Source organism: Neobacillus sp. B24 (genome assembly GCF_055381825.1).
In genome coordinates this window covers 1501690-1526868 of the sequence record NZ_AP035777.1, presented here as the reverse complement: position 1 = coordinate 1526868, position 25179 = coordinate 1501690, and the positions used below count along the sequence as shown (strand labels likewise).

Here is a 25179-nt window from a genome sequence, read left to right as displayed (position 1 = left end):
TCCATTGGAAAAAATTCAATTCAAAAAAAAGAGCTGGGAGAGCATAGTGCTCACCCAGCTTAAGAACAGCAAGAGGAAGACGTATTGGTTTCTACTTTTACTGGTTGGTATTGCAACAAACTGAATCAGTCGTCACGCTCTCTACATTTCCTTTAGTATAAAAGAATTCCCATTCGTTTCCGTCTGGATCGGTTACCCAGAATTTATCTTGTGCTGCATAGCAACATGTTACGTCCATCTCTTCCCTTGCAAAAAAACCTAAATTCTGTAAACGGTCTTTGTGTTGGAGGACTTCATCGAGATTATCCACTTGAAAACCAAAATGTCCAACCTGGTTTCCTGATACTTTGTCCTTTAGATTTAAGGTAAAGTTTAAGTCTGGATTATCAAGTAAAAATTTTGCATAATCGGGTTTAGCTTTTACTGGTTTCACATTAAAAACCTTGGAATAAAACTCAATTGATTTATTTAAATCAGTAACATTGATTCCAACATGCATTTTCATGATATGCCCTCCAAATGGATTATTTTCAACTAATCTTAACAACAAGAAGGTTGCTGTTTATTGGTGGTTTCACAGCAAGATGTATTGGCTTCAGATGTTTCGCAACAAGACTCTTCTTGAGTTTCTTCAATCTCCTTAATTTCTACACCACAACAACCTGACGACTTTGAACTTACTTTACCTGTTAACTTTTTTATAAACCCCACTTTTCCCAGCTCCTTCATCATTAATGGTTTATTTAAATCAAAAAAAATTGATTTAATGTAGATAAATCAATTTTTTTTGATTTATAATCCCATTATATTAGCAATTTTTTCTAATTGCAACCCTTTCATCAAAAAAATTTGATTCAAGACAATAATGGCCATTTGCTACATTTAGGCATTTAAATTGAATCAATTTTATTTGATAAATTGGATTGACATATGAAAATTTTGGATATATGATGGATATATCAAGATTATTTGATTTAAAAAGTAGGTGAAATTGATGAAGGAAGAAATTCAATTACAAGATATATCCATGGAATCATTCTTTGAAAAGTATGAGTTAAAATTTAAAGCGATAGCTGATAAAAAGAGACTTCAGATCATGAATATTTTGACTCAAAAAGGTGCGATGTGTGTATGCGATCTGGCACCAATGGTTGATATGGCTCAATCGAAGCTATCTTACCATTTAAAAATATTGTTAGATGCTAACATTATAATAAAAGAAACACGGGGAACATGGAGTTATTACGAGTTAAATCAAGAGGAACTTAACCATTTGTTGTCGCACGAACTTTGCTGTGTATTCAAACCAACTTGCTGCTAAATTTTTTTAAGTATTGCATCAATTTTTTTTGATTAATATATAAATATATTTTGATTTATAGGAGGAATCTAAATGTTTAATGAGTACACAGTATTTCAAATGATGAAAATGCGCCAGGAAGAAACCGAAAGGGCTGCAAAAGAGGCTTGGAAGTATTTTGTCCATCCTTCGGAGAAGGAAACTACTCTTGGTAAGAAACCTACTGTAAACCCTTGCTGCCAATGCGCATGCGCCTAATTTTAATTTTTTATTGATTAAATCAACTTTTTTTGATTAAAACAAAAATATCAGGGGGTATTATTATGATTCACTATAATTATGGTGTTCTTGTTAACATAAAGCAGAAAGAAATGGAGAAAAAATCTTCTGAAGCATGGAAATTTTCCGTTTTAAACCAGGATTCTCTTCTTAGTAAAATGTTACAAAAATTCTCTTTTATAGAGGGTACGAAGACCGAAGAACCAAAAAATAACTGCGTTTATATTTGTGAGAGTTAAGGGAGAGTTCTGGATATGTGGTTAGACGCGCTTAAAAGTTTTCTTTATATTGCACTGGAATTAACGATTCTTTTCGTTGTTATTTCTTTCCTAATTAGCCTTCTTCAAGGTTATATACCTTATGAGAAGATCGAGAAAAATCTCGCTGGTCGTAACAAATTGATCGCCGCCTTTGCAGCCATTGTTTTTGCTTTTATTACTCCTTTTTGTTCCTGTTCAACCATACCTGTTGTAGTAAATATGCTAAAGAAAAAAATGCCATTTGGAATTGTGATGATATTTCTGTTTGCCTCTCCTGTACTTGATCCAACCATTCTTACCATTATGGGCGTAGTCCTTGGGTGGAAAGTTACCGTTATCTACACCATTCTAACGACAATCTTTTCAATCATCATAGGCTTTACTCTTGAAAAATTAGGCTTTGAAAAGTCAGTAAAAAATGTAGTGATGACAGGCTACGAGGAAAAACATCAAAAATTTAATGTGAAACTAGCGTTGAGAGAAACTCTTGATTTAATGAAAAGTGTTTATCCTTATTTAATTATTGGCGCAGCAATCGGTGCTATCATTCAGGGCTAGTTCCAACAGAATGGATTTCAGGCGTTTTTGGTGAAGAACATTGGTGGTTAATCCCTATCGCTGCCATTATCGGGATCCCTTTATATATTCGCCTGTCGAGTATGATTCCTATCTCACAAATTCTAATTGCTAAGGGAATGGCATTAGGGCCTGTAATGGCCATGATTATCAGTTCCGCAGGTGCCAGCTTACCAGAGGTAATCCTACTAAAATCCATGTTTAAAAAGCAGTTAGTTTTTACTTTTGTTCTTTCAGTATTCGCCATGTCGACTATCTCAGGATTTGTCTTTTATCTCATCTAGAGTACGATAAACGATAAAAAAAGGAAAAGCAGTTAGTTTAAAGACTAATTGCTTCTCCTTTTAATATTTAACAACAATTACTTTCATTTCCTAATAACACGAGTCCATTGGCTTCATTACTGAAGTCAAGAGTAAGACTTTCCGTATATTGCTCTATATCAGGATCAATTGCCACTAATACTTCATTAATTGTTACTACTTTATCCTTTTCATCTGGCTCATCCAGAGCCAGTCCCACTTGTGGCTGTCCTCAGCCAAAGCCTGCAAAATAGACACGAATGTTATTAGCATTGTTTTCTTGGAACAATTGCTTCAATACATCACGAGCTTGATCTGTAATATTCATCTCCGCTTCACCTTCCCTTACTTATATTACTGTGTTTTATTAAAACTGGAAATAAAAAAGTTTTACCCTATACGTTGCAATACTTCATTTGATGTTTCAAACGAAAAACTTTCTTAACTCTTTATATCCAGTGTTTACTTCACTCATTAGCGGAACTATTGCACAATTTTCAGCTAATTCTGTAGTAACCTTTTGAATCCAGCCCTCTTCAGAGTGTGCTCTTCCCTTTAATATAGGGTCCCTTGTTTCAGTTGCGTTAAGGCTCTGATTAATTACCCACCATTTTGGCATAATATTTGCCCGTTTTAAATCGTCCTGCAGCCGACTAGCTTCCAATACAGGAGTAGCTTCTGCTAAGGTTACAATAACCACACTGGTTTCTTCTGGATTCCTTAATCGAGGCAACAACATTTTCACACTCTCAGGAATTTCCCCTGTAGAGCGAGCCAATTCTTTATGGTAAGATTGTGCAGCATCTAAAAGGAGTAATGTGTGTCCTGTTGGTGCCGTATCAATGACCACTATTTCCTCTTGAGATTTTGCTACAACTTCTGCAAACGCACGAAATACGGCAATTTCCTCCGTACAAGGAGAGTTCAAATCTTCCTGTACATATGCAATTGCTTCCTCATCAAGCTCAGCACTTACTTTTGATATAACTTTTGCTTTGTACGCCTCAACTTCTTCTACAGGACTGATACGGCTTATGGTTAATTGATCACTATACTGACTATTTTGAAACACAAATTCTAAATGGGCCGCTGGGTCAGTCGTCGTTAGGTGGACTTTATGACCTTTTTCTACTAATCCAACGGCAATGGCTGATGCCATTGTCGTCTTTCCAACTCCACCCTTCCCCATTGTGAGAAGCACTTTTATTTTGTTAGTTGAAAAGTCATCAATTACCTTACTCAAACCAGGTAGAGTGATTGCTTTCCCATTAACATCCGATTGTTCTGCTAGCATTGTATTTTGCTTAAATAACTTACGAAGGTTTTCAATACCTGTTAAAGAATACGAAACAAATGGCAATGAATAAGTGACAACTTGTTTTAATTCCAAAGGCATTTGTTCAATCGCCTTTCGTTGTCGTTCATAAAATGAAGACGAAATTTTATCATCGGCTAAATATAATTGCAATAAACCATTAATGACTAGAGTCTGATTTGTCATCCCAATTTCTTTTAATTCATTTGATGCACGGCTTGCTTCAAGCAAAGAGGAATCATCAGGTCTCGCTATTAGGATAAGGGTTGTTTTTGTAGAATCAGAAAGTGCTTCCATCGTATAGGAATATATTTGTTTCTTTTCAGACAGCCCAGATAAAGGCCCCAAACAAGAGGCGCCATGTGTGTTTTCTTCTAAAAAGCCACTCCAAGCCGTTGGCAGCTGGAGAAGTCGTAGTGTATGGCCAGTTGGAGCTGTATCAAAAATGATATGTTCATAAGCATTAACAACAGTTGGGTCACCAAGTAAATTTGTAAATTCGTCAAATGCGGCAATCTCGACTGTACAAGCACCTGATAATTGTTCCTCCATATTAGCCACGACTGCCTCAGGAAGTTTCCCGCGATAAGGTCCAATAATTTTGTCTCGGTACGCCTTTGCAGCTTCTTCCGGGTCAAGATTGCATGCATAAAGATTGGGCACATTTGGGATTGCCAGCGGAGTATTGGTTAAATCAACCTCCAAAACGTCCTGTAAATTGGAGGCTGGGTCTGTACTAACAAGTAAAACCTTTTTGCCCTCATCCGCTAAGGTAACTGCAGTTGCACAAGCTGTTGAAGTCTTTCCTACCCCGCCTTTACCTGTGAAGAATAAAAATTTCGTGTTTACAATCATTTTCGTATCGAACAATTGAAACATGGTATTCACTTCTTTCCTAAGTAGACTATTTTAATTCAATTTTTAAACCAGCACTTTTTTTAGACAGATCTTCCACTTTTACATTAAACCATTCCGCAAATTCTTCGTTGGCTGGATAAACTCCAATCTTAGCAATTTTGCCATCAACTACGGTAACAGGGAGTGAATCGGGTCCTTTCTCGTAAAGGACTTTGTTTACTTCATTGTTTTCAACAAATTTGGCAGGTTCAGTTCCAAGGTTATACCGTTTAATATCAAAACCTCTTTTTTCTAATAGAAAAATGGCAGTAGCCACTCTTATTAGTTCAGGATCCACACTCGGACCACAAACACCTGTGGGACAACACAATGCTGGATCAAAGATTTCTACTTTACCCATATAAACACTCTCCTAATGTAAATGATATAAGTATTTACTTATATAAGCGGTAAATGTTAGGCCAAGAGTATAGAACCCTTGGCTGTCTTTTTTACTCGCCAGTTTCAGCAAAACGTTTAATGCGGTCACCAATTTCATCACGGACACGTTGGAAGAAAACCCATTTTTCTTCTTCTGTTCCTTGAGCTTTAGCAGGGTCATCAAATCCCCAATGAACTCGTTTTACCTTTGGCGGTGTGACCGGACACTTATCCGCAGCATCTCCACATAAAGTGACAACTAAATCAGCATTGTTTAAATACTCAGGATCGATAATATCGGAAGTATGATTTGAAATATCCAGTCCAGCTTCTTTCATCGCTTTTACTGCATTAGGATTCAAACCATGTGCTTCAATACCTGCACTTCTTACTTCCCACTCATTATCTAAATGTTTTTTTGCCCATCCTTCTGCCATTTGGCTGCGGCAAGAGTTTCCTGTACATAAGAAGTAGATTTTCTTTTTGTTCTCCATGTTGTAATCCACCTTTATTATTAGTTTTTAAGCTGCATGCTCTTTAAAATACTTTCGTTTAAACCAAAGTGCCACGTTAACCAATGCAATCATGACAGGTACTTCCACAAGTGGTCCAATAACAGCTGCAAAAGCTGCACCAGAATGGATTCCAAATACACCAACGGCTACAGCAATCGCTAATTCAAAATTGTTGCTTCCAGCTGTAAACGCTAGAGTTGTTGTTACGGGATAATTCGCTCCAATTTTCTTTCCCATATAAAATGAAACAAAGAACATCAATACAAAGTAAATTAACAATGGGATCGCAATACGTACTACGTCTAGCGGTAAGCTGACAATAGCATCTCCCTTTAAAGAGAACATAACGATTATAGTAAATAAAAGAGCAATTAGCGTAATAGGACTAATCTTAGGAATAAACACTTTCTCATACCAATGTCTGCCTTTTGCTTTTACCATTGTAAAACGTGTAATCATACCAGCGATAAATGGTATTCCTAAATAGATGAATACGGACTTAGCTACTTCCGCCATGGTAATGTTTATGACTGCTCCTTCTAGGCCCATCCATTCTGGAATAATAGTTACAAACACATAGGCATATACCGAAAAGAAAATCATTTGGAAAATAGCATTAAATGCTACTAAACCCGCTGCATACTCTGTATCACCTTTTGCAAGGTCATTCCAAACAATCACCATCGCAATACAACGAGCTAAACCAATCATGATTAGACCGACCATATATTCAGGTTTATCAGGAAGAAAGATGATGGCTAATAAAAACATAAGAATTGGTCCAATAATCCAATTTTGAACAAGTGAAAGTATTAACACCTTTACATCTCTAAAAACTCGCCCAATTTCCTCATAACGGACCTTTGCAAGGGGAGGATACATCATTAAAATTAAACCGATGGCTAATGGGATTGATGTAGTCCCCACCTGCAAACTGTTCATCCCTTCTACGAATCCTGGAAAGATGAAACCCAATCCAATACCAACTGCCATAGCTAGAAAGATCCAAAGCGTTAGGTATCGGTCCAAGAAGGATAGACGTTTTATTTCTGTATTACTCATTTTCACACTCCCAATCTATAGTAAAACTAACAACCGCACCGAAGCGTAGGGTTGCTTTTTTCAATGATTTTGATTTTATCGTTTTGGACTGGTACATGTTCCAAAATATCTTCTATAAGTCCATAAAGCTCACTCTCTTGATTAAGGGAATAATAAATCCACTGACCCCTTCTTTCCTCTTTAACCATTCCTGCATCTTTTAATTTTCGAAGATGCTGGCTGATTGATGGCTGACTCATATCAAACACTTCTTGAAATTCACAAACACAACATTCTCGTATGTTTAAAATGGCCATAATGGTCAAACGTGTTTTGTCACCTAACAATTTTAAAACAGTAGCAGTCCGCTCTAAATCAACAATGGATTTCAACATGTAAGACACCCCTCCTATATAAGTAAATAATAATATTCTTATTTAAAATTTATTGTAGTACCAAAATATTTATGTTTTACGTAACAAATTAATATATAACTATTCGCTTATATGTTAGAGCAAAAAAAAATTAAATACAAGTACTTTGCTGTAAAGTGTTTGTAAATGAAAAACAGTCATTCAAAAGAAAAAAAGTACTAGGCATCCAGGAAATTGGATGCCTGCACTTTTTTTGATAGATTATTTTGACTCAACTTATATTTATTGTTCCTGTATACTGTTCAAAGGAAAACAAATAGTAAAGGAAGTTCCTTTTTTCAGAATACTTGTGGCATTAATGGTTCCGCCATGATCCTGAATGATTTTCTGACAAATGGAAAGCCCAAGCCCAGTTCCTTCAGATTTCGTTGTATAAAATGGACTAAAGATTTTTTTTAGTTCTGTCTCACTTATACCTACACCAGTATCACTAACCTCAACAACCGCTTTGTTCTCAACATTTAACAATCGAATTGTAATATCTCCATTTTCAACCATAGATTCAATGGCATTGTTAATTAAATTAACAAAAACCTGTACCATTTTATCAAAGTCCATATTTATAAAAAGATGGGGGTTATACTTTGTGTATACGATTTGGTGTCCCGAACTGATGACTTTGGATTCTGTTAGCGAGATTACTTTCTCTAGACACTCATGGATGGAATAAGTTTGGTATAAAGAAACCTTTGGTTTTGAAAATTGTAGGAATTCGACAGTTAATTTATTCATCCTACTAACTTCACCTTGGATTAAATCATACCAGGGTTGTATATTATAATCATGCTCTTTGGAATGTTGAAGGAACCCTTGAATGATTGTTAAAGGGTTTTTAACCTCATGTGCAAGTCCAGCAGCCATTTCAGCTAAAAGCTTGTTTTTTTCCTCTTTATAGCGTAATTCTTCACGTTTTTTCTCTTCTATGAGGTGATTCTTTTTTCTCTCCATTTCAATGATATATTGAATGATGAGCACTACAGCAAGAGAAGTTAAGTAGTCTGATCCAATTGCAAGAAAGCTATAGGAATTTTCAGGAGTATAAGAAATTCGTATAACAGTATAAAAAGTAATTAAAACAAAACCAAGAGAAATTCCCTTGACGACTCCTTTGACGTGAAATAAAAATTTACTAAGTAAAATAATATAAATCGAGTAACACCAATTTAGTTGGGTTGTAAAATGAAACAATAGTAACGAAATTATTTCTATAGTCGATATATAAATAAAATAGCGGGGGTATATCCTTTCCAAATAAATGCTTGTTATAAAAAGAATGCCTAGTAAGATGATTAAAATGTCGTTTTGAGATCTCTCCAAGATTATCGAAGAAAAAATCACAAATATAACATAAATTGGCAAGACAATTTGATACATTAAACGAAAAAACATAGTTGGTCTCCAATTCATTTACCTATAGTTAACCATCTAATTATACACAATTTTACGATCAAAGGCTCAGTATAATTTTACCTTTATATATGAAAAGACTGTTTTTGTGTTCGTGTTGTTCACCGATAGTTCAATAGGTGAAATTTTATGCCAAAAACGGTACGGATCTTTTGTTTTACATCTGTACCGTTCTTTATTATTTATGTTCTAATAATGATGCTAATTATGTCATTTACTAATTTCTCTCCCTGAACCGAAAGGGTTACTAATTTGATAGAGCCCTTTTTTTCTGCAAACTTTCTTCTAGTTATCATCTCCCCTCCTCATTTCACCGTATCATAATGAAAGTACAATTCTATCCCTTAATAATTATCAATTACCCCGCCTAGTGAAGAAGCTTTAATAATTGGATTTTTTATGATTTCCGCGATTTCATCCTTCGTCCCATAGACGACGGCCCCTAATATTTCTACATCGTCTATCTTAATATCATTCATCTTGTTGTAGGCCTTCTTATGTTCACTGTAATTACTTGTTTTTAGTAACTTTAAAAACTCATCATATTCAGGCGTCAAATCTGTCATTGAAGTATAATTGTCTCTTATAGAAAAACCTAATGCTTCATTCTCCCTGATAAACGATGAAGACCAATCGTTTTCCTTCGCCTCTTGTTGGAACGTTTTTACTTGGCTATTGCTATAGGTGTTGACCCAAAACCATGTCATTTCAGGGAGCTCAAAGAGAGGCAATTCACTTTGCTTATATGGCTTATCAAAGGAGAGAGCTACCTCATATATTTTATCCCCTTGCATCTGATTAATTAGATCTTCATCATTTTTATATTTTTTATAAGCAATCTTTGGATGAAAAAACAGCATTTCTCTCCAACCATTTTCTTTATAGGAAAATTGCCAATCCTCTCCTGTCACTCCAATATTGCCGCCTGAACCTCTTGAAATTAAAACTGATGGATTCAAACCAAATTGATATTGCTTTTGTTCGATAACGAGCGATTTAATTTTCATATCCTTAGAAATTTTATAATGACTTATTCCTCCTAGCAAACCTCTTGAATCCACGGTTTCACTGATATAACCATTCGGAATGCTAAGTCGGACATATGCGTCCCATTGCTTAAATGCCTTTTGGCTAAAATAAGCAGAAATAGCGAAATTGGCAATGTTTAAAATAACGAATACGATGACAGAGATGATAACAATCGTCATGATCGTCTTCATTTTGCCCTTTTTTATCGCCTTTTTTATCTTCTTTTCGTCAAAAATATCCTCTGTGTATTCATTCATGTAGATTCCTCCACTTCTTTTGAAATGCCTTTCTTGCCCGAAATAAATAGGTTCTGATCGTTTCTTCCTTCATTCCTAGTAATAATGAAATCTCTTTATAACTAAGTTCAAATTCATATTTTAATAGGAGAAGCTGCTTATAGACTTCTTGAATGTGTTTTAAAGTAGTTGCGACCTCCTGATTCATTTCGATAGTTAATACGCTGGATTCTGTGCCTTCGTCATTCGAAAAATTATTCCAGAACCGATGGTCATCGATTGAAATCACTTGTTCTTTTCTTTTTTTCTTTAACATTTTTTTAAATTCATTCATTGAAATGGCGAAAATATAGGAAAGGGCTTTATCCGAAGGAACACCACTACTACATGTGATATATTTCATATAACTTTCCTGAACAATATCTTCAGCATCTTCATGGCTACAACCGTTCTTTTTTAAATAGAAATAAATCATTTTTGCTTGTTTATTGTATATTTCCAACAAAAGCTGAGAATCCATAGCTCCTCCTTTCTAAAGTCCTTCAAATATAAAGAGTCTGATCCCCCAAAAAAGTTTACAGCTAAACTAAAAATATTTTTTGAATGCATAACAGTGTCTATGTAGGATGAGATTATGTTTGATAAAAATAAAAAAGCTACTCTCCCTTTGAGAATAGCACCTTTAATTGAACTATACACATTCCATTACAATTAATGTTTTATAAATTTTACTTTTTCTTTTTCTTTCCCGCCAACCCCTCACTATTATTTTTCTATAATAAGGACATAATGAATGTAAAAAGGTGGGTTCCAAATGGATTTCCCTACGATACATACTAATTTTTGGGATGCAGTAATAGCAGTTCCGTTAATAATGATTTTTACAGAAATACTTAAGGTGCTGCTAAAGATTCCAAAAAAGTTTGTCCCAACTATTGCACTTATTTTTGGATTAGTTATTTCCATTTTTATTAGTCACAAACATCATCTAGTAGCAGGTATTTTTATGGGGTGGTTTTATGGATACGCCGCTATAGGGTCTTACGCGTCATTAAAAACAGCTTTATTATCATTTAGGGGTGTCAGGAACAAAAAATAAATTTCTCATTTACTCCCTTTTTCAACAACTTGATACTACTAGGCTGGCTCAATAAGGCAGCTTTTTAATTCAATCCAAAAGGTTACATCCTTAATTTAAGCACCCGTTGAAGAGTACATTCTAGTTCTTAGTACCTTTGGCTATTTCTTCACGTAATTTTTTTATTTCTGCAGTTTGGTCCAAGATATTATTATTCACTTTTCTTAAAGCATCATAAACCGCAAAAATCCCCGCAAATACTAAGAATCCAATCAGTAAATCCATTTTCACACCCACTTCAGTCAATTTATTAAATTAATAATAACCCATTTGGGTAATTATGTAATATCATATTGACCTATGATAAACTAAATTCCCGTTATATCAAGAAAGCTCAACAAAAAGAAGAAACATATTTTGTAGTTATGCTTAGCCAATTCTTGTTCCAATCACAACTGTTGCATCCAATTCTTCATCTCTAACTATTTTAGTCATGAGTCCGGCCTCAACAAAGATTTGACTGGTTTTTTCAGCTTGCATTTCGCTTGTCTCTACCAATAGATGCCCCCTGGGAACCAGCCACTGGGGAGCCTTTTCCGCTACCTTACGATGAAGGTCAAGTCCATCATTTCCACCGTCAAGTGCCACAATTGGTTCATATAAACGTGCCTCTCGGGGAAGAAGATTGACAAAGTCAGTAGGAACGTAAGGTACGTTAGCCACGATGATGTTCACTTGTCCTCTCAATGATTGGGGTAATGCTTCATATAAGTCACCTTGATACACATGACCCCCAATCTTAGTTAGGTTACGGGAAGCACATCTTACAGCAACAGGGTCAATATCAACAGAGTGTAATAAGATTTTTTTACGGTTAGTTGCGATTGCAGCCCCAACAGCACCAGACCCGCAGCATAAATCCAAAACAAGATCATTTGGGCAGGTTAACGCTATTGCTCGCCCAACCAGAAACTCCGTCCGTCGACGTGGTATAAAAACTCCAGTTTCTACTTCTATTCGCAGACCACAAAACGTTGTAAACCCAAGTACATATTCAATCGGTGAACCACTTACTCGTTTTTCTACCATAAACATTAATTCCTCTATACTTCTAGCCTCAGAGGTAAGTAACTGTGTTTCTTCTTCAGCGAAAACACACCCCACGGTCCGCAGTCTGTGGATGATGCTCTCTTCCGTTTTATAATCTAAAACAAAATTAATCTTCTGCTCTATGATTCTCACCGCTCCCATAATGACAAGTACCTTATCTTTTTATTCTAGGCATATTATGAATGTCCTTCTTAAGCTTTAATTCAGAAAAATGCACCAGTCTAATGTAACTCTCCGGTTTTCCGGCCTCGACATCTCACAATAGCCAGTTGCGTATTGTTTAAGTAATAAATAATCTAAATTCCTAGCCTGCCAAAAGAGTAACAAGGTGTTACTCTTTTGTAACAAATCACAATAGTTGTCATTATTGCCTACCAGCGCCAAACCCATTTACCCATTTCAATTACACTGTTACAATCCAGTCATAAGGTTCATCACTTCTTATAACAAGTTACTTATAACTGGAGGGAATTAAGATGACAAAAGGTGTTAAAATCGTAACCATTGGTGGAGGTAGCAGCTATACTCCAGAATTGATGGAAGGTTTCATAAAAAGATATGAAGAATTGCCAATTAGAGAAATTTGGCTTGTTGATATTGAAGCTGGAAAGGAAAAGCTTGAAATCGTTGGTGAGATGGCTCAAAGAATGTGGGATGCTTCTCCTTATGATGTAAAAGTTCATTTAACATTAGACCGTCGCGAAGCGTTAAAAGATGCTGACTTTGTAACTACTCAATTTAGAGTTGGTTTACTAGATGCTAGAATTAAAGATGAAAGAATTCCTTTATCCTACGGGATGGTGGGTCAAGAAACAAATGGTGCAGGTGGAATTTTCAAAGCCTTCAGAACGATTCCTGTTATATTAGGCATTGTGGAAGATATGAAGGAATTATGTCCAGATGCTTGGTTAATCAACTTTACGAACCCAAGCGGCATGGTAACAGACGCCATTGTTCGTTATGGTAAATGGGAAAAAGTTCTTGGATTATGTAATGTTCCGGTTGGTGCCATGATGCATGAACCAAAACTAATCGGAAAAACTTTAGACGAGCTTGTTTATGCGTTCGCAGGACTAAATCATTTCCACTGGCATCGTGTGAAAGATTTACAAGGCAAAGATGTGACAGCTGAGATTATTGATAAAATGTATCAAGGGGATGCCGGTATCCCTGCAAATATTCATGACACTAAGTTCTTTAAAGAGCAATTGAAACAGATGAATGCGATCCCTTGTGGTTACCATCGTTATTATTACCGTTATGAAGAGATGTTAAATCATATGGTAGAAGAGTACAATGACCCGAATGTTGGAACTCGTGCGCAGCAAGTGAAACAGACAGAAGCTGAACTATTTGAGTTATATAAAGACCCTAACTTAAATTATAAACCTGAACAGTTAGCTAAACGTGGCGGCGCGCACTATTCAGATGCAGCATGTGAAACGATTGCCTCCATCTATGGAAATAAAAATACACACATCGTTGTTTCAACAAAAAATAACGGTGCTGTTCCAGACCTTGCACCAGACGATGTTGTGGAAGTATCTGCTTATATCGGCGCTGCAGGTGCAAGACCGATTGCCTTCGGTTCGCTTCAACCGGCTGAGAGAGGCTGGCTGCAAGTCATGAAGAATATGGAGTTAGTTGTAGAAGAAGCAGCTGTTACCGGCAATTACGCTCTAGCATTGCAAGCATTTATTATCAATCCGCTCATCCCTAGCGGTGAAACAGCAAAACGTGTACTTGATGAATTATTAATTGCCCATAAACAATTCCTGCCACAATTTGCTGAAAAAATTGCAGAATTAGAAGCTGCAGGGGTTACCATAAAAGACGAAATCGCTAGAAATCTATCTAAAGAAGTAGTTTCTGCCTAATAAAAAAAAGCGATCGCATAAATAGATATAGAAGAGAAACAGACAGAGAAGAACTCTGTCTGTTTTTTTCGCGCTAATTTCCTGCATATTTTCAAGTCCCGACTTGTTTTTATAAAATAATACTAACAATCGCACCCGAGAGAATGCTGACAAGTGTAGCACCATATAACAGTTTCAAGCCGAAACGGGCTACGACATTGCCCTGCTTTTCATTCAAACTTTTGACCGCACCAGTAATGATACCGATGGATGAAAAGTTAGCGAAGGAAACGAGAAATACGGAAAGAATTCCAAGTGTGCGTTCACTGAAGTGATGAGTCCCTCCAGATAAATCCAACATTGCTACAAATTCGTTGGTCACCAGCTTCGTTGCCATAATCCCTCCTGCACTGACTGCCTCGGATAATGGAATACCCATAATAAAGGCGATCGGAGCAAAGAGATATCCTAAGAGCTGCTGGAAAGTAATGCTGAACAATAACTGGAACACATGATTGATGGCCGCCATTAAAGCAATAAACCCAATTAACATCGCACCGACAATCACAGCAACCTTAAACCCATCCAGGATATACTCTCCCAGCATTTCGAAAAAGGACTGTTTTTCGAAGTTCTGAATCTCTAGGATATCTTCATTTGGCTGTACCTGGTAGGGATTAATAAGTGAAGCAACGATAAATCCGCCAAATAAATTTAGCACTAAAGCGGTGACAACATATTTGGGATCCAGCATCGTCATGTAGGCGCCAACGATTGACATCGAAACAGTCGACATCGCCGAAGCACAGAGCGTATACAGACGCTGTTTGGAAAGCAGGCCCAGCTGTTTCTTGACCGTAATGAAGACCTCGGATTGGCCGACCATTAAGGACGCAACCGCGTTATACGATTCAAGTTTACCCATGCCATTCACTTTACTTAACAGCCAGCCGATTCCCTTCATGATAATCGGAAGAATTTTCAAATATTGCAGGATTCCAATTAAAACAGAAATGAACACAATTGGCAGCAGCACCGTCAGGAAGAATGGTGCCTCACCTTTGTTCGCCATTCCGCCAAACACAAAGGAAACTCCTTCATTGGCATATTCCAGCAGTTTATTGAATATCGTTGAAATCCCTTGAATGAGGATAAAGCCAACTTCTGTATTTAACAGCAAAACGGCTAAAATGATTTGAATGACAATCATCATAATAATAGGTTTGAATTTTACCTCTTTTCGATTGGAACTTGCCAGCCAAGCGGCAAAGATTACAACCAGAATACCTAAAATCGAAATAACATAGTGCATTTTTAACCTCCTGATGCATGAAAACATTATGTACTCGGTCCAGCACGACCTATGGTATAGTAACCTTGAATGTTACCCAATGCAATAGTATATTTTGTCCATATTTATTTTAAAAATCTATCGAACAATGTGAAGAGTACAAACTGATTGAAAAAGGGGCTGAATTCTTTGTTTAATACTGTAAAAGGGAAATTGGAAATCGCACTGGAAGATTGGGAAATGATGAAAAAAGCTTCAGAGGATGATAGTGAGGAATGCGCAGACCGTTTCGAGAGGCATTTTTATGAATTTATCGATGAATTAAAGAGTTGGTATCGGCATCTGGAACAACCGCCGGCCACGATTGAAGAGGCAGAAAATCTAGGTGAAATAAGAGAGCTGATTGAACTCCTCCCTTCCCCGCTTGAACTCAACTTTTTCACAGAACTTGAGTACATCATTGATGGTGTTGAAAGAGTCCAGTACGATTAGTCCATTTCAGCCATCAGGTGCTTGCTTAACATAAAATGAGCCTATATAAGCGTTCAAATGCATATATAGGCTCATTTTTTATTGTAGTTGTTCAAGTGGAACGTTGAACACATTCCATAAAAACAGTGTAAATAACACGGATAGCAGCCAAGCCAACAAACGATGTTTATGGTGAATATTAAACATTGGAAACATAACACCCAGGAACAATAACGACCACCACATGTTCCATCCGTGATGATGATTAATCAAGTTTAGATACTTCAGATTAATGAACTCCACTATCCAGTAAATAAAGATCCATAAAGACACCCATAGGAATTGCTTCCATCTTTCCTTTGGGAAACGGCCAAGATAGATCAAGACTGTCGAAGGATAGACAATAGCCATAATCATTAGGTTAATAAATGTATTATTTTGCAAAATACTCTTTGCAAAAAATGTTTCTTGGTATGTCCACATCGAATAATTATAGAGCAGGAAGTTTTTTAACGCATCTACACAAATAAAGAACAGAATGGTGGGATAATAATCTCTCCACCTTCTCCAATCTCCCCATTTAATTCCTGCTATTAAGAACAATGCATTAAAGACTATGTGCATAATTTGAACCTTAAAGTTTTAATTAATAGTAGATTGCCCTATTTTACCAAGTGTATTATAAATAATATACCGTAGTGTTTCCAATCCAATTTAATGAAATACATGCATCCTAGTCTTTCATAGAAAAACCTCAGGAAACATGTTGTTTCATAAATAGAAAACAGCCAGATTCAAAATGAATCTCGCTGTTCTAGAATCGAAGGTGTTATATTACTGGAACTTCATCTTTTAAAATACTAAAGTCATGATTAACAATTTCCACTAATGTAAACTCTTCGTTCTCATATTCAAATTTTAAAATGCAGCAATTGCCGATTCTTTCTTTTTGTCTAATTGAACTTGTATGTTCCCAGTACTGCATAAATTTTCTACAAGCTGCTCCATGCGAAACAGCTAAAACTACTTCATTATCTTCTTCCATTATTTTTTGCACAGTGTCTGCCATTCTTTTTTGAAATTCTTTTTCCTCTTCTCCACCATAATTAGCAAAGAAATTACCGTAAGGAAGTGCAGGATTTAAATCTTCACTTTCACCTTCAAAAGTTCCAAAGTTCCATTCCTTTAATCCTTTTAATCTTCTATAAGGCAAGTTAGTCACAATTTCTAACGTATCGCTTGCTCTTTCCGATGTGGAGCAATAGGCATGGTCAAAAGTAATATTATTATCTCTAAAATACTTTGAAGCAACCTCAGCTTGTTGTATTCCCAATTTTGTAAGAGGCGAATCACACCACCCCTGAACTTTCCTTCTTTTATTAAACACTGTTTGTCCATGTCTCATTAGGTATAATGTTTTTTTCATTATATTGTATCCTTCCCGGTCGATGTTAGAAGAGCCTATATATCAAGTTTACGAGTACCAATCCATTTCACCATTTCAGGGTCTCTATGAGAAAAGAATAAGCTTTCTTTTGTGTCTAGAGCTGCAATTTTCTCCATATCCTCCATGTTAAGTTCAAAGTCAAAGATATCGAAGTTTTCCACAATTCTTTCCTTACGAACAGACTTTGGAATCGCCACGACTCCTCTTTGTGTTAACCAGCGTAAAATCACTTGGGCAACGGATTTATTATACTTTGCCGCGATTGATGCTAAAATTTCATTTTGGAAGATATCATTTTTACCTTCAGCAAAAGGTCCCCAAGACTCTATTTGTACATTGTTCTCTTTCATAAACTTAGCACTTTGTATTTGCTGGTTGAATGGATGGGTTTCAACCTGGTTAACAGCCGGAACCACTTCATTATGAATAATTAAATCGATCAAACGGTCGGGTTGGAAGTTACTCACTCCGATTGCTTTGATTTTACCTTCACGGTACAATTCCTCCATCGCACGCCAAGAACCATGCACATCCCCAAAAGGCTGGTGAATTAAATATAAGTCCAAATAATCTAACTGCAATCTTTCTAGAGATCTAACGAAAGCTTTTTTCGTACTCTCATAACCAGTATCCTGAACCCAAAGTTTTGTGGTGATGAACAATTCCTCTCTCGGGACTCCGCTCCGCTTGATGGCTTTTCCTACTGCTTCTTCATTTAAATAAGAGGCTGCGGTATCAATCAGGCGATAGCCAGCCATAATCGCATCATAAACAGCTTGTTCGCATTCTTTTGGATCTTGAATCTGAAAAACACCAAATCCAAGTATCGGCATCTCAACACCATTATTCAAGATTACATTTTGCATATTTTACATCCTCTTTTACCATAAATTTTCCCGTATCAATGTGGATGAATGTCGACATCAATAAGGTTCTATTATTATTTTAAACAGATACACTATCACTGCGTTAGTCCAATCATCTCAAATTATTGCCTAATCCTATCACAGTCCTAAATATCCTAAAATTTACCCCTAGCCGTCCTGTCAAATAAAACGAATATAATAGGTTATTTTAGGAAAAATTTAAATTAACCCTTTTTCAAAGGCATGGTGATCACGATTATGGAATGGGATTACATATGGAAAGCGATTTTAATTGTTATTGCAGGAACCGTCCTGTTAAGAATAGCGGGCAGGAAAACAATCTCACAAATGACATTGGCTGAAACCGTGATTATGATAGCTATTGGCTCATTACTCATCCAGCCTGTAGCAGGAGAAAATATTTGGACTACTTTTTTAGTTGGCGGTGTCCTTGTGGGGAAACTATTATTATTGGAATTCTTACAAATGAAGTCAGACACTTTTGAAAAAGTGATTACAGGTAAAGCAAAAGTTGTCATTGATAATGGAACACTAAATATAGAAAACCTAAGGAAATTGAGGTTAACAGTAGACCAGCTTGAAATGAAACTTAGACAAAGTGGGATATCTAGAATTAGTGATGTCAAATGGGCAACCCTGGAACCAAATGGCCAATTAGGTTTGGAGTTAAAGGACGATGCCCAGCCAGTAACGAAAAAGGAATTCGAGGAATTCAAAAGAACAATGATAAATTTACTGCCGAGCAATGCACAACTTACACATATTAATGAAATTTTAGCCATTGTAAATAAACAGTATAAGTCCGAGAGTCAGGAAGATATTTTTGCCGAAGTGAATAGCAAAGAACATAAAAACACTCCTCCGAAATATTTGCAATAATAAGGTGAGGAAGTTTCCAAATATACAAAAAGCCAGGAACCCTCTTCCTGGCCTTTTGTTTCTATCTATTATGGTATTGAAAGCGACTGTTTACCAATTGATTAAAATCATCGGATAATCCAGTTTGTTGTTTGCTGCTTCTTAATATGCTTCTATAATGACTCATTTGGTTTACGAAATCAGAGTTGCTCGAAACATAGACATTGCGAATGGATGAATCCGTCTCCCTAACCAGTATACTGATTTGGTCCTCAAGTATGGGAGTAATCTCTCCTCGGAAATCGTCATCCATTTCTACCCCTACATAAGCGTCATGATTCTTCACAATCACATTTGCACGATTTACTTCTCCTAATGTTTGAACTCTCTTTTCAGCTTGGTCGGCGACATGAAAACGGGCATTATGATTTTGGTTTGTATTATTGGCAGTAGTATTCATAAAATCAATATCGGGACCACCTTGAGCATGTCCGGCATTTAATGCTCCGAAATTCCGATTGCTTTCCTCACCAGAATGATCATCTGCTCTTCCTTCGTCTTTCATATTACACCCTGTAATCAAAGCACAAATATATAGGCTAACCAATAAATGATTCCATACCTTCATCATCTTTCCTCCTAAAATGAGTTCATGTTTACAATTGCCTATCTACTCATTTTTTATGTAAGGAATTATTAGCTTACTTTCTTTCAAAAAAGTGCTACGGGATCATGAAAGCCTCATAGTAACCGTGAGATGTTAAAATCTTGCCCAACGGACACTATAAAGGGCCCATAATACCTGTGACATGCTTAAACTTCGAGCAGCGGTCACTATGGAAGGCTCATAGTGACCGTTACATGTTAAAATCCCGCACAACGGGCATTATAAAGGGCTCATAATGACTGTGACATGCTTAAACTTCGTTCAGTAGTCACTATTAAAGCCTCATAGTGACCGTTACATGTTAAAATCTCGCACAACGGGCACTATAAAGGACTCATAATGCCTGTGACATACTAAATCTTTGTGGAAAGGTCACTATGAAAGCCTCATAGTGACCGTTACATGTTAAAATCTCGCACAACGGGCACTATAAAGGGCTCATAATGACTGTGACTTGCTAAATCTTCGTACTGCGGGCATTATGAAAGGCTTTATAGTGACTGTGACAAGGAAAATATTCGCGTATCGAGCACTATAAGAGGCTCATGGTACCTGTACCATGGAAAAATTTCGGCTATCGGGCATTATTAAAGTTGGTAAAAAACAATAATCACAAAATAATGCCTAAAATACAAAAAAGCCAATGCTTTGTTTGTTCAAAGCATCGGCTTTTTTACTTTTAATTGATACCGGTGGTCGGGGTCGAACCGACACTCCAGAGGAACACGATTTTGAGTCGTGCGCGTCTGCCAATTCCGCCACACCGGCATAATATGGAGGCGGCAACCGGATTCGAACCGGTGGATAAAGGTTTTGCAGACCTTGGCCTTACCACTTGGCTATGCCGCCATCATGAATGGAGCGGAAGACGGGATTCGAACCCGCGACCCCCACCTTGGCAAGGTGGTGTTCTACCACTGAACTACTTCCGCATATTTGGCTGGGCTAGCAGGATTTGAACCTACGAATGACGGAGTCAAAGTCCGTTGCCTTACCGCTTGGCTATAGCCCAATAATATAATATTTCACTAGTGTTTTCAATAAAAACTTATGGGGCGGCTGAAGGGAATCGAACCCTCGAATGTCGGAACCACAATCCGATGCGTTAACCACTTCGCCACAGCCGCCACTATAGTATTGGCAGGGGTAGTAGGAATTGAACCCACACCAAAGGTTTTGGAGACCTTCGTTCTACCTTTAAACTATACCCCTATAAATGGTGGTGGGGGACGGATTCGAACCGCCGAACCCTGAGGGAGCGGATTTACAGTCCGCCGCGTTTAGCCACTTCGCTACCCCACCACTATACTATGCAAGCGCCAGCCTAACGTGCCGGCAAGAGGAATTGAACCCCCAACCTACTGATTACGATTCAGTTGCTCTACCGATTGAGCTATACCGGCAAAATTGAATCAAAATGGTGGCTCAGGACGGAATCGAACCGCCGACACATGGATTTTCAGTCCATTGCTCTACCGACTGAGCTACTGAGCCATCATAAATGGCGGTCTGGACGGGACTCGAACCCGCGACCTCCTGCGTGACAGGCAGGCATTCTAACCAACTGAACTACCAGACCGAATTGCGGGGGCAGGATTTGAACCTGCGACCTTCGGGTTATGAGCCCGACGAGCTACCGGACTGCTCCACCCCGCGACAATAAGAAGTAAAAGTTTACGTCATGCTAAAATAACGCATGACTGTATCAATCTCAGAAAGCTTAATCAAGCAGCAGCTCGATTGATACAACTCGCAGATTATTCTTCGAAGCAACGCTCGTTGCTCCACCCCGCGACAATAAAAAAATATTAAATATGGTGGAGGATGACGGGATCGAACCGCCGACCCTCTGCTTGTAAGGCAGATGCTCTCCCAGCTGAGCTAATCCTCCAATGAATGGTGACCCCTACGGGATTCGAACCCGTGTTACCGCCGTGAAAGGGCGGTGTCTTAACCGCTTGACCAAGGGGCCGTTTTTAAATTAGGTAAGCTTCCAAGCGGGCTCGAACCGCTGACCTCTTCCTTACCATGGAAGTGCTCTACCTACTGAGCTATGGAAGCATAGCCAAAACTCTTTGTAAAATAAAATGGCTCCGCAGGTAGGACTCGAACCTACGACCGATCGGTTAACAGCCGATAGCTCTACCACTGAGCTACTGCGGAATAATATTACAGCCTGGCAATGTCCTACTCTCACAGGGGCGCTTGCCCCAACTACCATCGGCGCTGAGAAGCTTAACTTCCGTGTTCGGTATGGGAACGGGTGTGACCTTCTCGCCATAGTTGCCAGACTATTCTTTTGAGGTTTCATTCCCTCAAAACTAGATAATGCAGAAGAAGTTTCAGTAAACCGAATAATCATTTTGACTTGTCTAGCTTTGGCTCCTAACTTCTCGGCCGTTTCGGTCCGTCCCAACAAATCCAAAATCGGGATTTGCCGTGCCGGCCCTCCAACGTCTGTCGAAGTTGGACAGTCGCCTCCGCTTTTCTATTTGGTTAAGTCCTCGATCGATTAGTATCAGTCAGCTACACATGTCACCATGCTTCCACCTCTGACCTATCAACCTGATCATCTTTCAGGGATCTTACTAGCTTGACGCTATGGGAAATCTCATCTTGAGGGGGGCTTCATGCTTAGATGCTTTCAGCACTTATCCCGTCCGCACATAGCTACCCAGCGATGCCTTTGGCAAGACAACTGGTACACCAGCGGTGCGTCCATCCCGGTCCTCTCGTACTAAGGACAGCTCCTCTCAAATTTCCTGCGCCCACGACGGATAGGGACCGAACTGTCTCACGACGTTCTGAACCCAGCTCGCGTACCGCTTTAATGGGCGAACAGCCCAACCCTTGGGACCGACTACAGCCCCAGGATGCGATGAGCCGACATCGAGGTGCCAAACCTCCCCGTCGATGTGGACTCTTGGGGGAGATAAGCCTGTTATCCCCGGGGTAGCTTTTATCCGTTGAGCGATGGCCCTTCCATGCGGAACCACCGGATCACTAAGCCCGACTTTCGTCCCTGCTCGACTTGTAGGTCTCGCAGTCAAGCTCCCTTGTGCCTTTACACTCTACGAATGATTTCCAACCATTCTGAGGGAACCTTTGGGCGCCTCCGTTACTCTTTGGGAGGCGACCGCCCCAGTCAAACTGCCCACCTGACACTGTCTCCCACCCCGATCAGGGGTGCGGGTTAGAATTTCAATACAGCCAGGGTAGTATCCCACCGACGCCTCCACCGAAGCTGGCGCTCCGGCTTCTCAGGCTCCTACCTATCCTGTACAAGCTGTACCAAAATTCAATATCAGGCTACAGTAAAGCTCCACGGGGTCTTTCCGTCCTGTCGCGGGTAACCTGCATCTTCACAGGTACTATAATTTCACCGAGTCTCTCGTTGAGACAGTGCCCAGATCGTTACGCCTTTCGTGCGGGTCGGAACTTACCCGACAAGGAATTTCGCTACCTTAGGACCGTTATAGTTACGGCCGCCGTTTACTGGGGCTTCGATTCAGAGCTTCGCTTACGCTAACCCCTCCTCTTAACCTTCCAGCACCGGGCAGGCGTCAGCCCCTATACTTCGCCTTGCGGCTTCGCAGAGACCTGTGTTTTTGCTAAACAGTCGCCTGGGCCTATTCACTGCGGCTCATCACAGCTATTCACCGTAATGAGCACCCCTTCTCCCGAAGTTACGGGGTCATTTTGCCGAGTTCCTTAACGAGAGTTCTCTCGCTCACCTTAGGATTCTCTCCTCGCCTACCTGTGTCGGTTTGCGGTACGGGCACCTAATATCATCGCTAGAGGCTTTTCTTGGCAGTGTGGAATCAGGAACTTCGGTACTATATTTCCCTCGGCATCACAGCTCAGCCTTATGTGAGAAGCGGATTTTCCTACTTCTCAGCCTAACTGCTTACACGCGCATAACCAGCAGCGCGCTTACCCTATCCTCCTGCGTCCCCCCATCACTCAAACGATAAAGAGGTGGTACAGGAATATCAACCTGTTGTCCATCGCCTACGCCTTTCGGCCTCGGCTTAGGTCCCGACTAACCCTGAGCGGACGAGCCTTCCTCAGGAAACCTTAGGCATACGGTGGACGGGATTCTCACCCGTCTTTCGCTACTCATACCGGCATTCTCACTTCTAAGCGCTCCACCAGTCCTTACGGTCTAGCTTCAACGCCCTTAGAACGCTCTCCTACCGCGGACACCTAATGGTGTCCACCCACAGCTTCGGTGATACGTTTAGCCCCGGTACATTTTCGGCGCAGAGTCACTCGACCAGTGAGCTATTACGCACTCTTTAAATGGTGGCTGCTTCTAAGCCAACATCCTGGTTGTCTAAGCAACTCCACATCCTTTTCCACTTAACGTATACTTTGGGACCTTAGCTGGTGGTCTGGGCTGTTTCCCTTTTGACTACGGATCTTATCACTCGCAGTCTGACTCCCACGGATAAGTCATTGGCATTCGGAGTTTGTCTGAATTCGGTAACCCGATGAGGGCCCCTAGTCCAAACAGTGCTCTACCTCCAAGACTCTTACTACGTGAGGCTAGCCCTAAAGCTATTTCGGAGAGAACCAGCTATCTCCAAGTTCGATTGGAATTTCTCCGCTACCCACACCTCATCCCCGCACTTTTCAACGTGCGTGGGTTCGGGCCTCCATCCAGTGTTACCTGGACTTCACCCTGGACATGGGTAGATCACCTGGTTTCGGGTCTACGACTACATACTATGACGCCCTATTCAGACTCGCTTTCGCTGCGGCTCCGTCTTTTCAACTTAACCTCGCATGTAATCGTAACTCGCCGGTTCATTCTACAAAAGGCACGCCATTACCCATGAATGGGCTTTGACTACTTGTAGGCACACGGTTTCAGGTACTATTTCACTCCCCTTCCGGGGTGCTTTTCACCTTTCCCTCACGGTACTGGTTCACTATCGGTCACTAGGGAGTATTTAGCCTTGGGAGATGGTCCTCCCTGCTTCCGACCGGATTTCACGTGTCCGGCCGTACTCAGGATCCACTCAGGAGGGAACGAAGTTTCAACTACAGGGCTTTTACCTTCTACGGCTGGCCTTTCCAGGCCGCTTCATTTACCCCGTTCCTTTGTAACTCCATGTTGAGTGTCCTACAACCCCGAAAGGCAAGCCTTTCGGTTTGGGCTGTTCCCGTTTCGCTCGCCGCTACTCAGGGAATCGCGTTTGCTTTCTCTTCCTCCGGGTACTTAGATGTTTCAGTTCCCCGGGTCTGCCTTCCATACCCTATGTATTCAGGTAAAGATACTGCTCCATTACGAGCAGTGGGTTCCCCCATTCGGAAATCTCCGGATCAAAGCTTACTTACAGCTCCCCGAAGCATATCGGTGTTAGTCCCGTCCTTCATCGGCTCCTAGTGCCAAGGCATCCACCGTGCGCCCTTTCTAACTTAACCTAAAAGGTTTTACTCTAACATTCATTAGAGAGAAAAACTAAAATGGCGATCACTCGGTTTTTACTTGGTTACTTCTTCTTACGATTATCTAGTTTTCAAAGAACGAATAAAA

General features: G+C 39.3%; 23 protein-coding genes, 15 tRNA genes, 2 rRNA genes and 2 pseudogenes. 8 read left to right on the top strand and 34 right to left on the bottom strand.

The genetic code is table 11. The features are described 5' to 3' along the window. Positions 1–59 precede the first annotated feature (59 nt). Positions 60–505 (bottom strand): annotated as a pseudogene (locus tag ACZ43M_RS07600) (ArsI/CadI family heavy metal resistance metalloenzyme). Between the two features lie 489 nt (positions 506–994). On the opposite strand from ACZ43M_RS07600, the gene ACZ43M_RS07595 reads away from it, so the two are divergent. The 4 genes and pseudogenes from ACZ43M_RS07595 to ACZ43M_RS07580 all read left to right on the top strand — a co-directional run bounded on the left by ACZ43M_RS07595 (position 995) and on the right by ACZ43M_RS07580 (position 2699). Beyond that, a complete protein-coding gene (locus tag ACZ43M_RS07595) occupies positions 995–1321 on the top strand; it encodes an ArsR/SmtB family transcription factor (RefSeq protein ID WP_464506790.1) in 327 nt (108 codons plus the stop codon). A gap of 72 nt (positions 1322–1393) precedes the next feature. Next, the gene (locus ACZ43M_RS07590) at positions 1394–1558 is read left to right on the top strand and encodes a hypothetical protein (RefSeq protein WP_464506789.1); all 165 of its coding nucleotides are present in this window, start codon (positions 1394–1396) and stop codon (positions 1556–1558) included. Positions 1559–1623: 65 nt separating this feature from the next. Further along, a complete protein-coding gene (locus ACZ43M_RS07585; protein WP_464506788.1) occupies positions 1624–1818 on the top strand; it encodes a hypothetical protein in 195 nt (64 codons plus the stop codon). 15 nt (positions 1819–1833) lie between these two features. Further along, positions 1834–2699: pseudogene (locus ACZ43M_RS07580) on the top strand (permease). 67 nt (positions 2700–2766) lie between these two features. On the opposite strand, the gene ACZ43M_RS07575 reads toward ACZ43M_RS07580, so the two are convergent. The 9 genes from ACZ43M_RS07575 to ACZ43M_RS07535 all read right to left on the bottom strand — a co-directional run bounded on the left by ACZ43M_RS07575 (position 2767) and on the right by ACZ43M_RS07535 (position 10492). After that, positions 2767–2937 (bottom strand): hypothetical protein, encoded by a 171-nt coding sequence (locus ACZ43M_RS07575; RefSeq protein ID WP_464506787.1) that lies wholly within the window; start codon positions 2935–2937, stop codon positions 2767–2769. A gap of 204 nt (positions 2938–3141) precedes the next feature. Further along, positions 3142–4911 carry an arsenical pump-driving ATPase gene (gene arsA / locus ACZ43M_RS07570; RefSeq protein ID WP_464506786.1) on the bottom strand — a complete coding sequence of 590 codons (1770 nt, stop codon included), beginning with the start codon at positions 4909–4911 and terminating at the stop codon, positions 3142–3144. Positions 4912–4936: 25 nt separating this feature from the next. Further along, positions 4937–5290, bottom strand: a complete 354-nt coding sequence (gene arsD, locus ACZ43M_RS07565; RefSeq protein ID WP_464506785.1) for an arsenite efflux transporter metallochaperone ArsD — start codon at positions 5288–5290, stop codon at positions 4937–4939. A gap of 91 nt (positions 5291–5381) precedes the next feature. Then, a complete protein-coding gene (gene arsC / locus ACZ43M_RS07560; protein WP_464506784.1) occupies positions 5382–5804 on the bottom strand; it encodes an arsenate reductase (thioredoxin) in 423 nt (140 codons plus the stop codon). Between the two features lie 27 nt (positions 5805–5831). Beyond that, complete coding sequence (gene arsB, locus ACZ43M_RS07555; RefSeq protein WP_464507984.1) at positions 5832–6872, bottom strand: ACR3 family arsenite efflux transporter; 1041 nt, start codon at positions 6870–6872, stop codon at positions 5832–5834. A gap of 41 nt (positions 6873–6913) precedes the next feature. Then, positions 6914–7261, bottom strand: a complete 348-nt coding sequence (locus tag ACZ43M_RS07550) for an ArsR/SmtB family transcription factor (RefSeq protein WP_464506783.1) — start codon at positions 7259–7261, stop codon at positions 6914–6916. A 261-nt stretch (positions 7262–7522) separates the two neighbouring features. Further along, a complete protein-coding gene (locus tag ACZ43M_RS07545; protein WP_464506782.1) occupies positions 7523–8689 on the bottom strand; it encodes a two-component system sensor histidine kinase NtrB in 1167 nt (388 codons plus the stop codon). Positions 8690–9051: 362 nt separating this feature from the next. Then, positions 9052–9993 (bottom strand): anti sigma factor C-terminal domain-containing protein, encoded by a 942-nt coding sequence (locus ACZ43M_RS07540; protein ID WP_464506781.1) that lies wholly within the window; start codon positions 9991–9993, stop codon positions 9052–9054. Beyond that, the gene (locus ACZ43M_RS07535) at positions 9986–10492 is read right to left on the bottom strand and encodes an RNA polymerase sigma factor (RefSeq protein ID WP_464506780.1); all 507 of its coding nucleotides are present in this window, start codon (positions 10490–10492) and stop codon (positions 9986–9988) included. The genes ACZ43M_RS07540 and ACZ43M_RS07535 overlap by 8 nt, the downstream gene beginning before the upstream one ends. Positions 10493–10786: 294 nt before the next feature. Between ACZ43M_RS07535 and ACZ43M_RS07530 the strand changes: the two genes are divergently transcribed. After that, entirely contained in the window at positions 10787–11071 is a 285-nt protein-coding gene (locus ACZ43M_RS07530; protein WP_464506779.1) for a hypothetical protein, read from the top strand. 120 nt (positions 11072–11191) lie between these two features. Here ACZ43M_RS07530 and ACZ43M_RS07525 read toward each other — a convergent pair whose 3' ends face one another. Further along, complete coding sequence (locus tag ACZ43M_RS07525; protein WP_464506778.1) at positions 11192–11335, bottom strand: hypothetical protein; 144 nt, start codon at positions 11333–11335, stop codon at positions 11192–11194. A 144-nt stretch (positions 11336–11479) separates the two neighbouring features. Further along, on the bottom strand, positions 11480–12292 hold the full coding sequence (locus tag ACZ43M_RS07520; protein WP_464506777.1) for a putative protein N(5)-glutamine methyltransferase: 813 nt from the start codon (positions 12290–12292) through the stop codon (positions 11480–11482). Between the two features lie 344 nt (positions 12293–12636). On the opposite strand from ACZ43M_RS07520, the gene ACZ43M_RS07515 reads away from it, so the two are divergent. Continuing rightward, positions 12637–14037 (top strand): 6-phospho-beta-glucosidase, encoded by a 1401-nt coding sequence (locus tag ACZ43M_RS07515; RefSeq protein WP_464506776.1) that lies wholly within the window; start codon positions 12637–12639, stop codon positions 14035–14037. 109 nt (positions 14038–14146) lie between these two features. On the opposite strand, the gene ACZ43M_RS07510 is transcribed toward ACZ43M_RS07515, so the two are convergent. Next, the gene (locus ACZ43M_RS07510; RefSeq protein WP_464506775.1) at positions 14147–15328 is read right to left on the bottom strand and encodes a NupC/NupG family nucleoside CNT transporter; all 1182 of its coding nucleotides are present in this window, start codon (positions 15326–15328) and stop codon (positions 14147–14149) included. 168 nt (positions 15329–15496) lie between these two features. Between ACZ43M_RS07510 and ACZ43M_RS07505 the strand changes: the two genes are divergently transcribed. Next, positions 15497–15799: a hypothetical protein gene (locus tag ACZ43M_RS07505; protein ID WP_464506774.1), complete on the top strand. Its 303-nt coding sequence runs from the start codon at positions 15497–15499 to the stop codon at positions 15797–15799. A gap of 78 nt (positions 15800–15877) precedes the next feature. On the opposite strand, the gene ACZ43M_RS07500 is transcribed toward ACZ43M_RS07505, so the two are convergent. The 3 genes from ACZ43M_RS07500 to ACZ43M_RS07490 all read right to left on the bottom strand — a co-directional run bounded on the left by ACZ43M_RS07500 (position 15878) and on the right by ACZ43M_RS07490 (position 18091). Continuing rightward, positions 15878–16402, bottom strand: coding sequence for a CBO0543 family protein (locus ACZ43M_RS07500; protein ID WP_464506773.1), 525 nt, complete (start codon positions 16400–16402; stop codon positions 15878–15880). A gap of 205 nt (positions 16403–16607) precedes the next feature. Further along, positions 16608–17204, bottom strand: a complete 597-nt coding sequence (locus ACZ43M_RS07495) for a histidine phosphatase family protein (RefSeq protein ID WP_464506772.1) — start codon at positions 17202–17204, stop codon at positions 16608–16610. Between the two features lie 35 nt (positions 17205–17239). Next, positions 17240–18091 carry an aldo/keto reductase gene (locus ACZ43M_RS07490; RefSeq protein WP_464506771.1) on the bottom strand — a complete coding sequence of 284 codons (852 nt, stop codon included), beginning with the start codon at positions 18089–18091 and terminating at the stop codon, positions 17240–17242. Between the two features lie 258 nt (positions 18092–18349). Between ACZ43M_RS07490 and ACZ43M_RS07485 the strand changes: the two genes are divergently transcribed. Next, the gene (locus ACZ43M_RS07485; RefSeq protein ID WP_464506770.1) at positions 18350–18991 is read left to right on the top strand and encodes a DUF421 domain-containing protein; all 642 of its coding nucleotides are present in this window, start codon (positions 18350–18352) and stop codon (positions 18989–18991) included. 61 nt (positions 18992–19052) lie between these two features. Here ACZ43M_RS07485 and ACZ43M_RS07480 read toward each other — a convergent pair whose 3' ends face one another. From ACZ43M_RS07480 to ACZ43M_RS07395, 18 genes are all read right to left on the bottom strand, one after another. Further along, a complete protein-coding gene (locus ACZ43M_RS07480; protein ID WP_464506769.1) occupies positions 19053–19601 on the bottom strand; it encodes a YhcN/YlaJ family sporulation lipoprotein in 549 nt (182 codons plus the stop codon). Positions 19602–20324: 723 nt separating this feature from the next. Then, positions 20325–20405: transfer RNA gene (locus tag ACZ43M_RS07475), tRNA-Leu, on the bottom strand. A gap of 6 nt (positions 20406–20411) precedes the next feature. Continuing rightward, positions 20412–20486: transfer RNA gene (locus ACZ43M_RS07470), tRNA-Cys, on the bottom strand. 8 nt (positions 20487–20494) lie between these two features. Beyond that, a tRNA-Gly gene (locus ACZ43M_RS07465) sits at positions 20495–20569 on the bottom strand. A gap of 5 nt (positions 20570–20574) precedes the next feature. Further along, positions 20575–20649: transfer RNA gene (locus ACZ43M_RS07460), tRNA-Gln, on the bottom strand. Positions 20650–20688: 39 nt separating this feature from the next. Then, a tRNA-His gene (locus tag ACZ43M_RS07455) sits at positions 20689–20764 on the bottom strand. 11 nt (positions 20765–20775) lie between these two features. Further along, positions 20776–20849 (bottom strand) — tRNA-Trp (locus ACZ43M_RS07450). A gap of 5 nt (positions 20850–20854) precedes the next feature. Then, a tRNA-Tyr gene (locus tag ACZ43M_RS07445) sits at positions 20855–20939 on the bottom strand. Between the two features lie 28 nt (positions 20940–20967). Further along, positions 20968–21040, bottom strand: a tRNA-Thr gene (locus tag ACZ43M_RS07440). A gap of 15 nt (positions 21041–21055) precedes the next feature. Then, a tRNA-Phe gene (locus tag ACZ43M_RS07435) sits at positions 21056–21131 on the bottom strand. Between the two features lie 8 nt (positions 21132–21139). Further along, positions 21140–21216 (bottom strand) — tRNA-Asp (locus ACZ43M_RS07430). 3 nt (positions 21217–21219) lie between these two features. Next, a tRNA-Met gene (locus ACZ43M_RS07425) sits at positions 21220–21293 on the bottom strand. Positions 21294–21452: 159 nt separating this feature from the next. Continuing rightward, a tRNA-Val gene (locus ACZ43M_RS07420) sits at positions 21453–21528 on the bottom strand. 6 nt (positions 21529–21534) lie between these two features. Next, positions 21535–21609: transfer RNA gene (locus ACZ43M_RS07415), tRNA-Glu, on the bottom strand. Positions 21610–21625: 16 nt separating this feature from the next. Further along, a tRNA-Thr gene (locus tag ACZ43M_RS07410) sits at positions 21626–21698 on the bottom strand. A 27-nt stretch (positions 21699–21725) separates the two neighbouring features. Continuing rightward, positions 21726–21800: transfer RNA gene (locus ACZ43M_RS07405), tRNA-Asn, on the bottom strand. Between the two features lie 11 nt (positions 21801–21811). Next, positions 21812–21928: ribosomal RNA gene (gene rrf / locus ACZ43M_RS07400) — 5S ribosomal RNA — on the bottom strand. Positions 21929–22129: 201 nt separating this feature from the next. Beyond that, positions 22130–25067 (bottom strand): 23S ribosomal RNA (locus ACZ43M_RS07395). Positions 25068–25179 lie beyond the last annotated feature (112 nt).

Excerpts from the sequence above, each read along its gene's own strand:
- ACZ43M_RS07595 (WP_464506790.1), top strand. The coding sequence starts at position 995 with ATGAAGGAAGAAATTCAATTACAAGATATATCCATGGAATCATTCTTT.
- ACZ43M_RS07590 (WP_464506789.1), top strand. The coding sequence starts at position 1,394 with ATGTTTAATGAGTACACAGTATTTCAAATGATGAAAATGCGCCAGGAA.
- ACZ43M_RS07585 (WP_464506788.1), top strand. The coding sequence starts at position 1,624 with ATGATTCACTATAATTATGGTGTTCTTGTTAACATAAAGCAGAAAGAA.
- arsA (WP_464506786.1), bottom strand. The coding sequence starts at position 4,911 with ATGTTTCAATTGTTCGATACGAAAATGATTGTAAACACGAAATTTTTA.
- arsD (WP_464506785.1), bottom strand. The coding sequence starts at position 5,290 with ATGGGTAAAGTAGAAATCTTTGATCCAGCATTGTGTTGTCCCACAGGT.
- arsC (WP_464506784.1), bottom strand. The coding sequence starts at position 5,804 with ATGGAGAACAAAAAGAAAATCTACTTCTTATGTACAGGAAACTCTTGC.
- ACZ43M_RS07550 (WP_464506783.1), bottom strand. The coding sequence starts at position 7,261 with ATGTTGAAATCCATTGTTGATTTAGAGCGGACTGCTACTGTTTTAAAA.
- ACZ43M_RS07545 (WP_464506782.1), bottom strand. The coding sequence starts at position 8,689 with ATGTTTTTTCGTTTAATGTATCAAATTGTCTTGCCAATTTATGTTATA.
- ACZ43M_RS07540 (WP_464506781.1), bottom strand. The coding sequence starts at position 9,993 with ATGAATGAATACACAGAGGATATTTTTGACGAAAAGAAGATAAAAAAG.
- ACZ43M_RS07535 (WP_464506780.1), bottom strand. The coding sequence starts at position 10,492 with ATGGATTCTCAGCTTTTGTTGGAAATATACAATAAACAAGCAAAAATG.
- ACZ43M_RS07530 (WP_464506779.1), top strand. The coding sequence starts at position 10,787 with ATGGATTTCCCTACGATACATACTAATTTTTGGGATGCAGTAATAGCA.
- ACZ43M_RS07525 (WP_464506778.1), bottom strand. The coding sequence starts at position 11,335 with ATGGATTTACTGATTGGATTCTTAGTATTTGCGGGGATTTTTGCGGTT.
- ACZ43M_RS07515 (WP_464506776.1), top strand. The coding sequence starts at position 12,637 with ATGACAAAAGGTGTTAAAATCGTAACCATTGGTGGAGGTAGCAGCTAT.
- ACZ43M_RS07510 (WP_464506775.1), bottom strand. The coding sequence starts at position 15,328 with ATGCACTATGTTATTTCGATTTTAGGTATTCTGGTTGTAATCTTTGCC.
- ACZ43M_RS07500 (WP_464506773.1), bottom strand. The coding sequence starts at position 16,402 with ATGCACATAGTCTTTAATGCATTGTTCTTAATAGCAGGAATTAAATGG.
- ACZ43M_RS07495 (WP_464506772.1), bottom strand. The coding sequence starts at position 17,204 with ATGAAAAAAACATTATACCTAATGAGACATGGACAAACAGTGTTTAAT.
- ACZ43M_RS07490 (WP_464506771.1), bottom strand. The coding sequence starts at position 18,091 with ATGCAAAATGTAATCTTGAATAATGGTGTTGAGATGCCGATACTTGGA.
- ACZ43M_RS07485 (WP_464506770.1), top strand. The coding sequence starts at position 18,350 with ATGGAATGGGATTACATATGGAAAGCGATTTTAATTGTTATTGCAGGA.
- ACZ43M_RS07480 (WP_464506769.1), bottom strand. The coding sequence starts at position 19,601 with ATGATGAAGGTATGGAATCATTTATTGGTTAGCCTATATATTTGTGCT.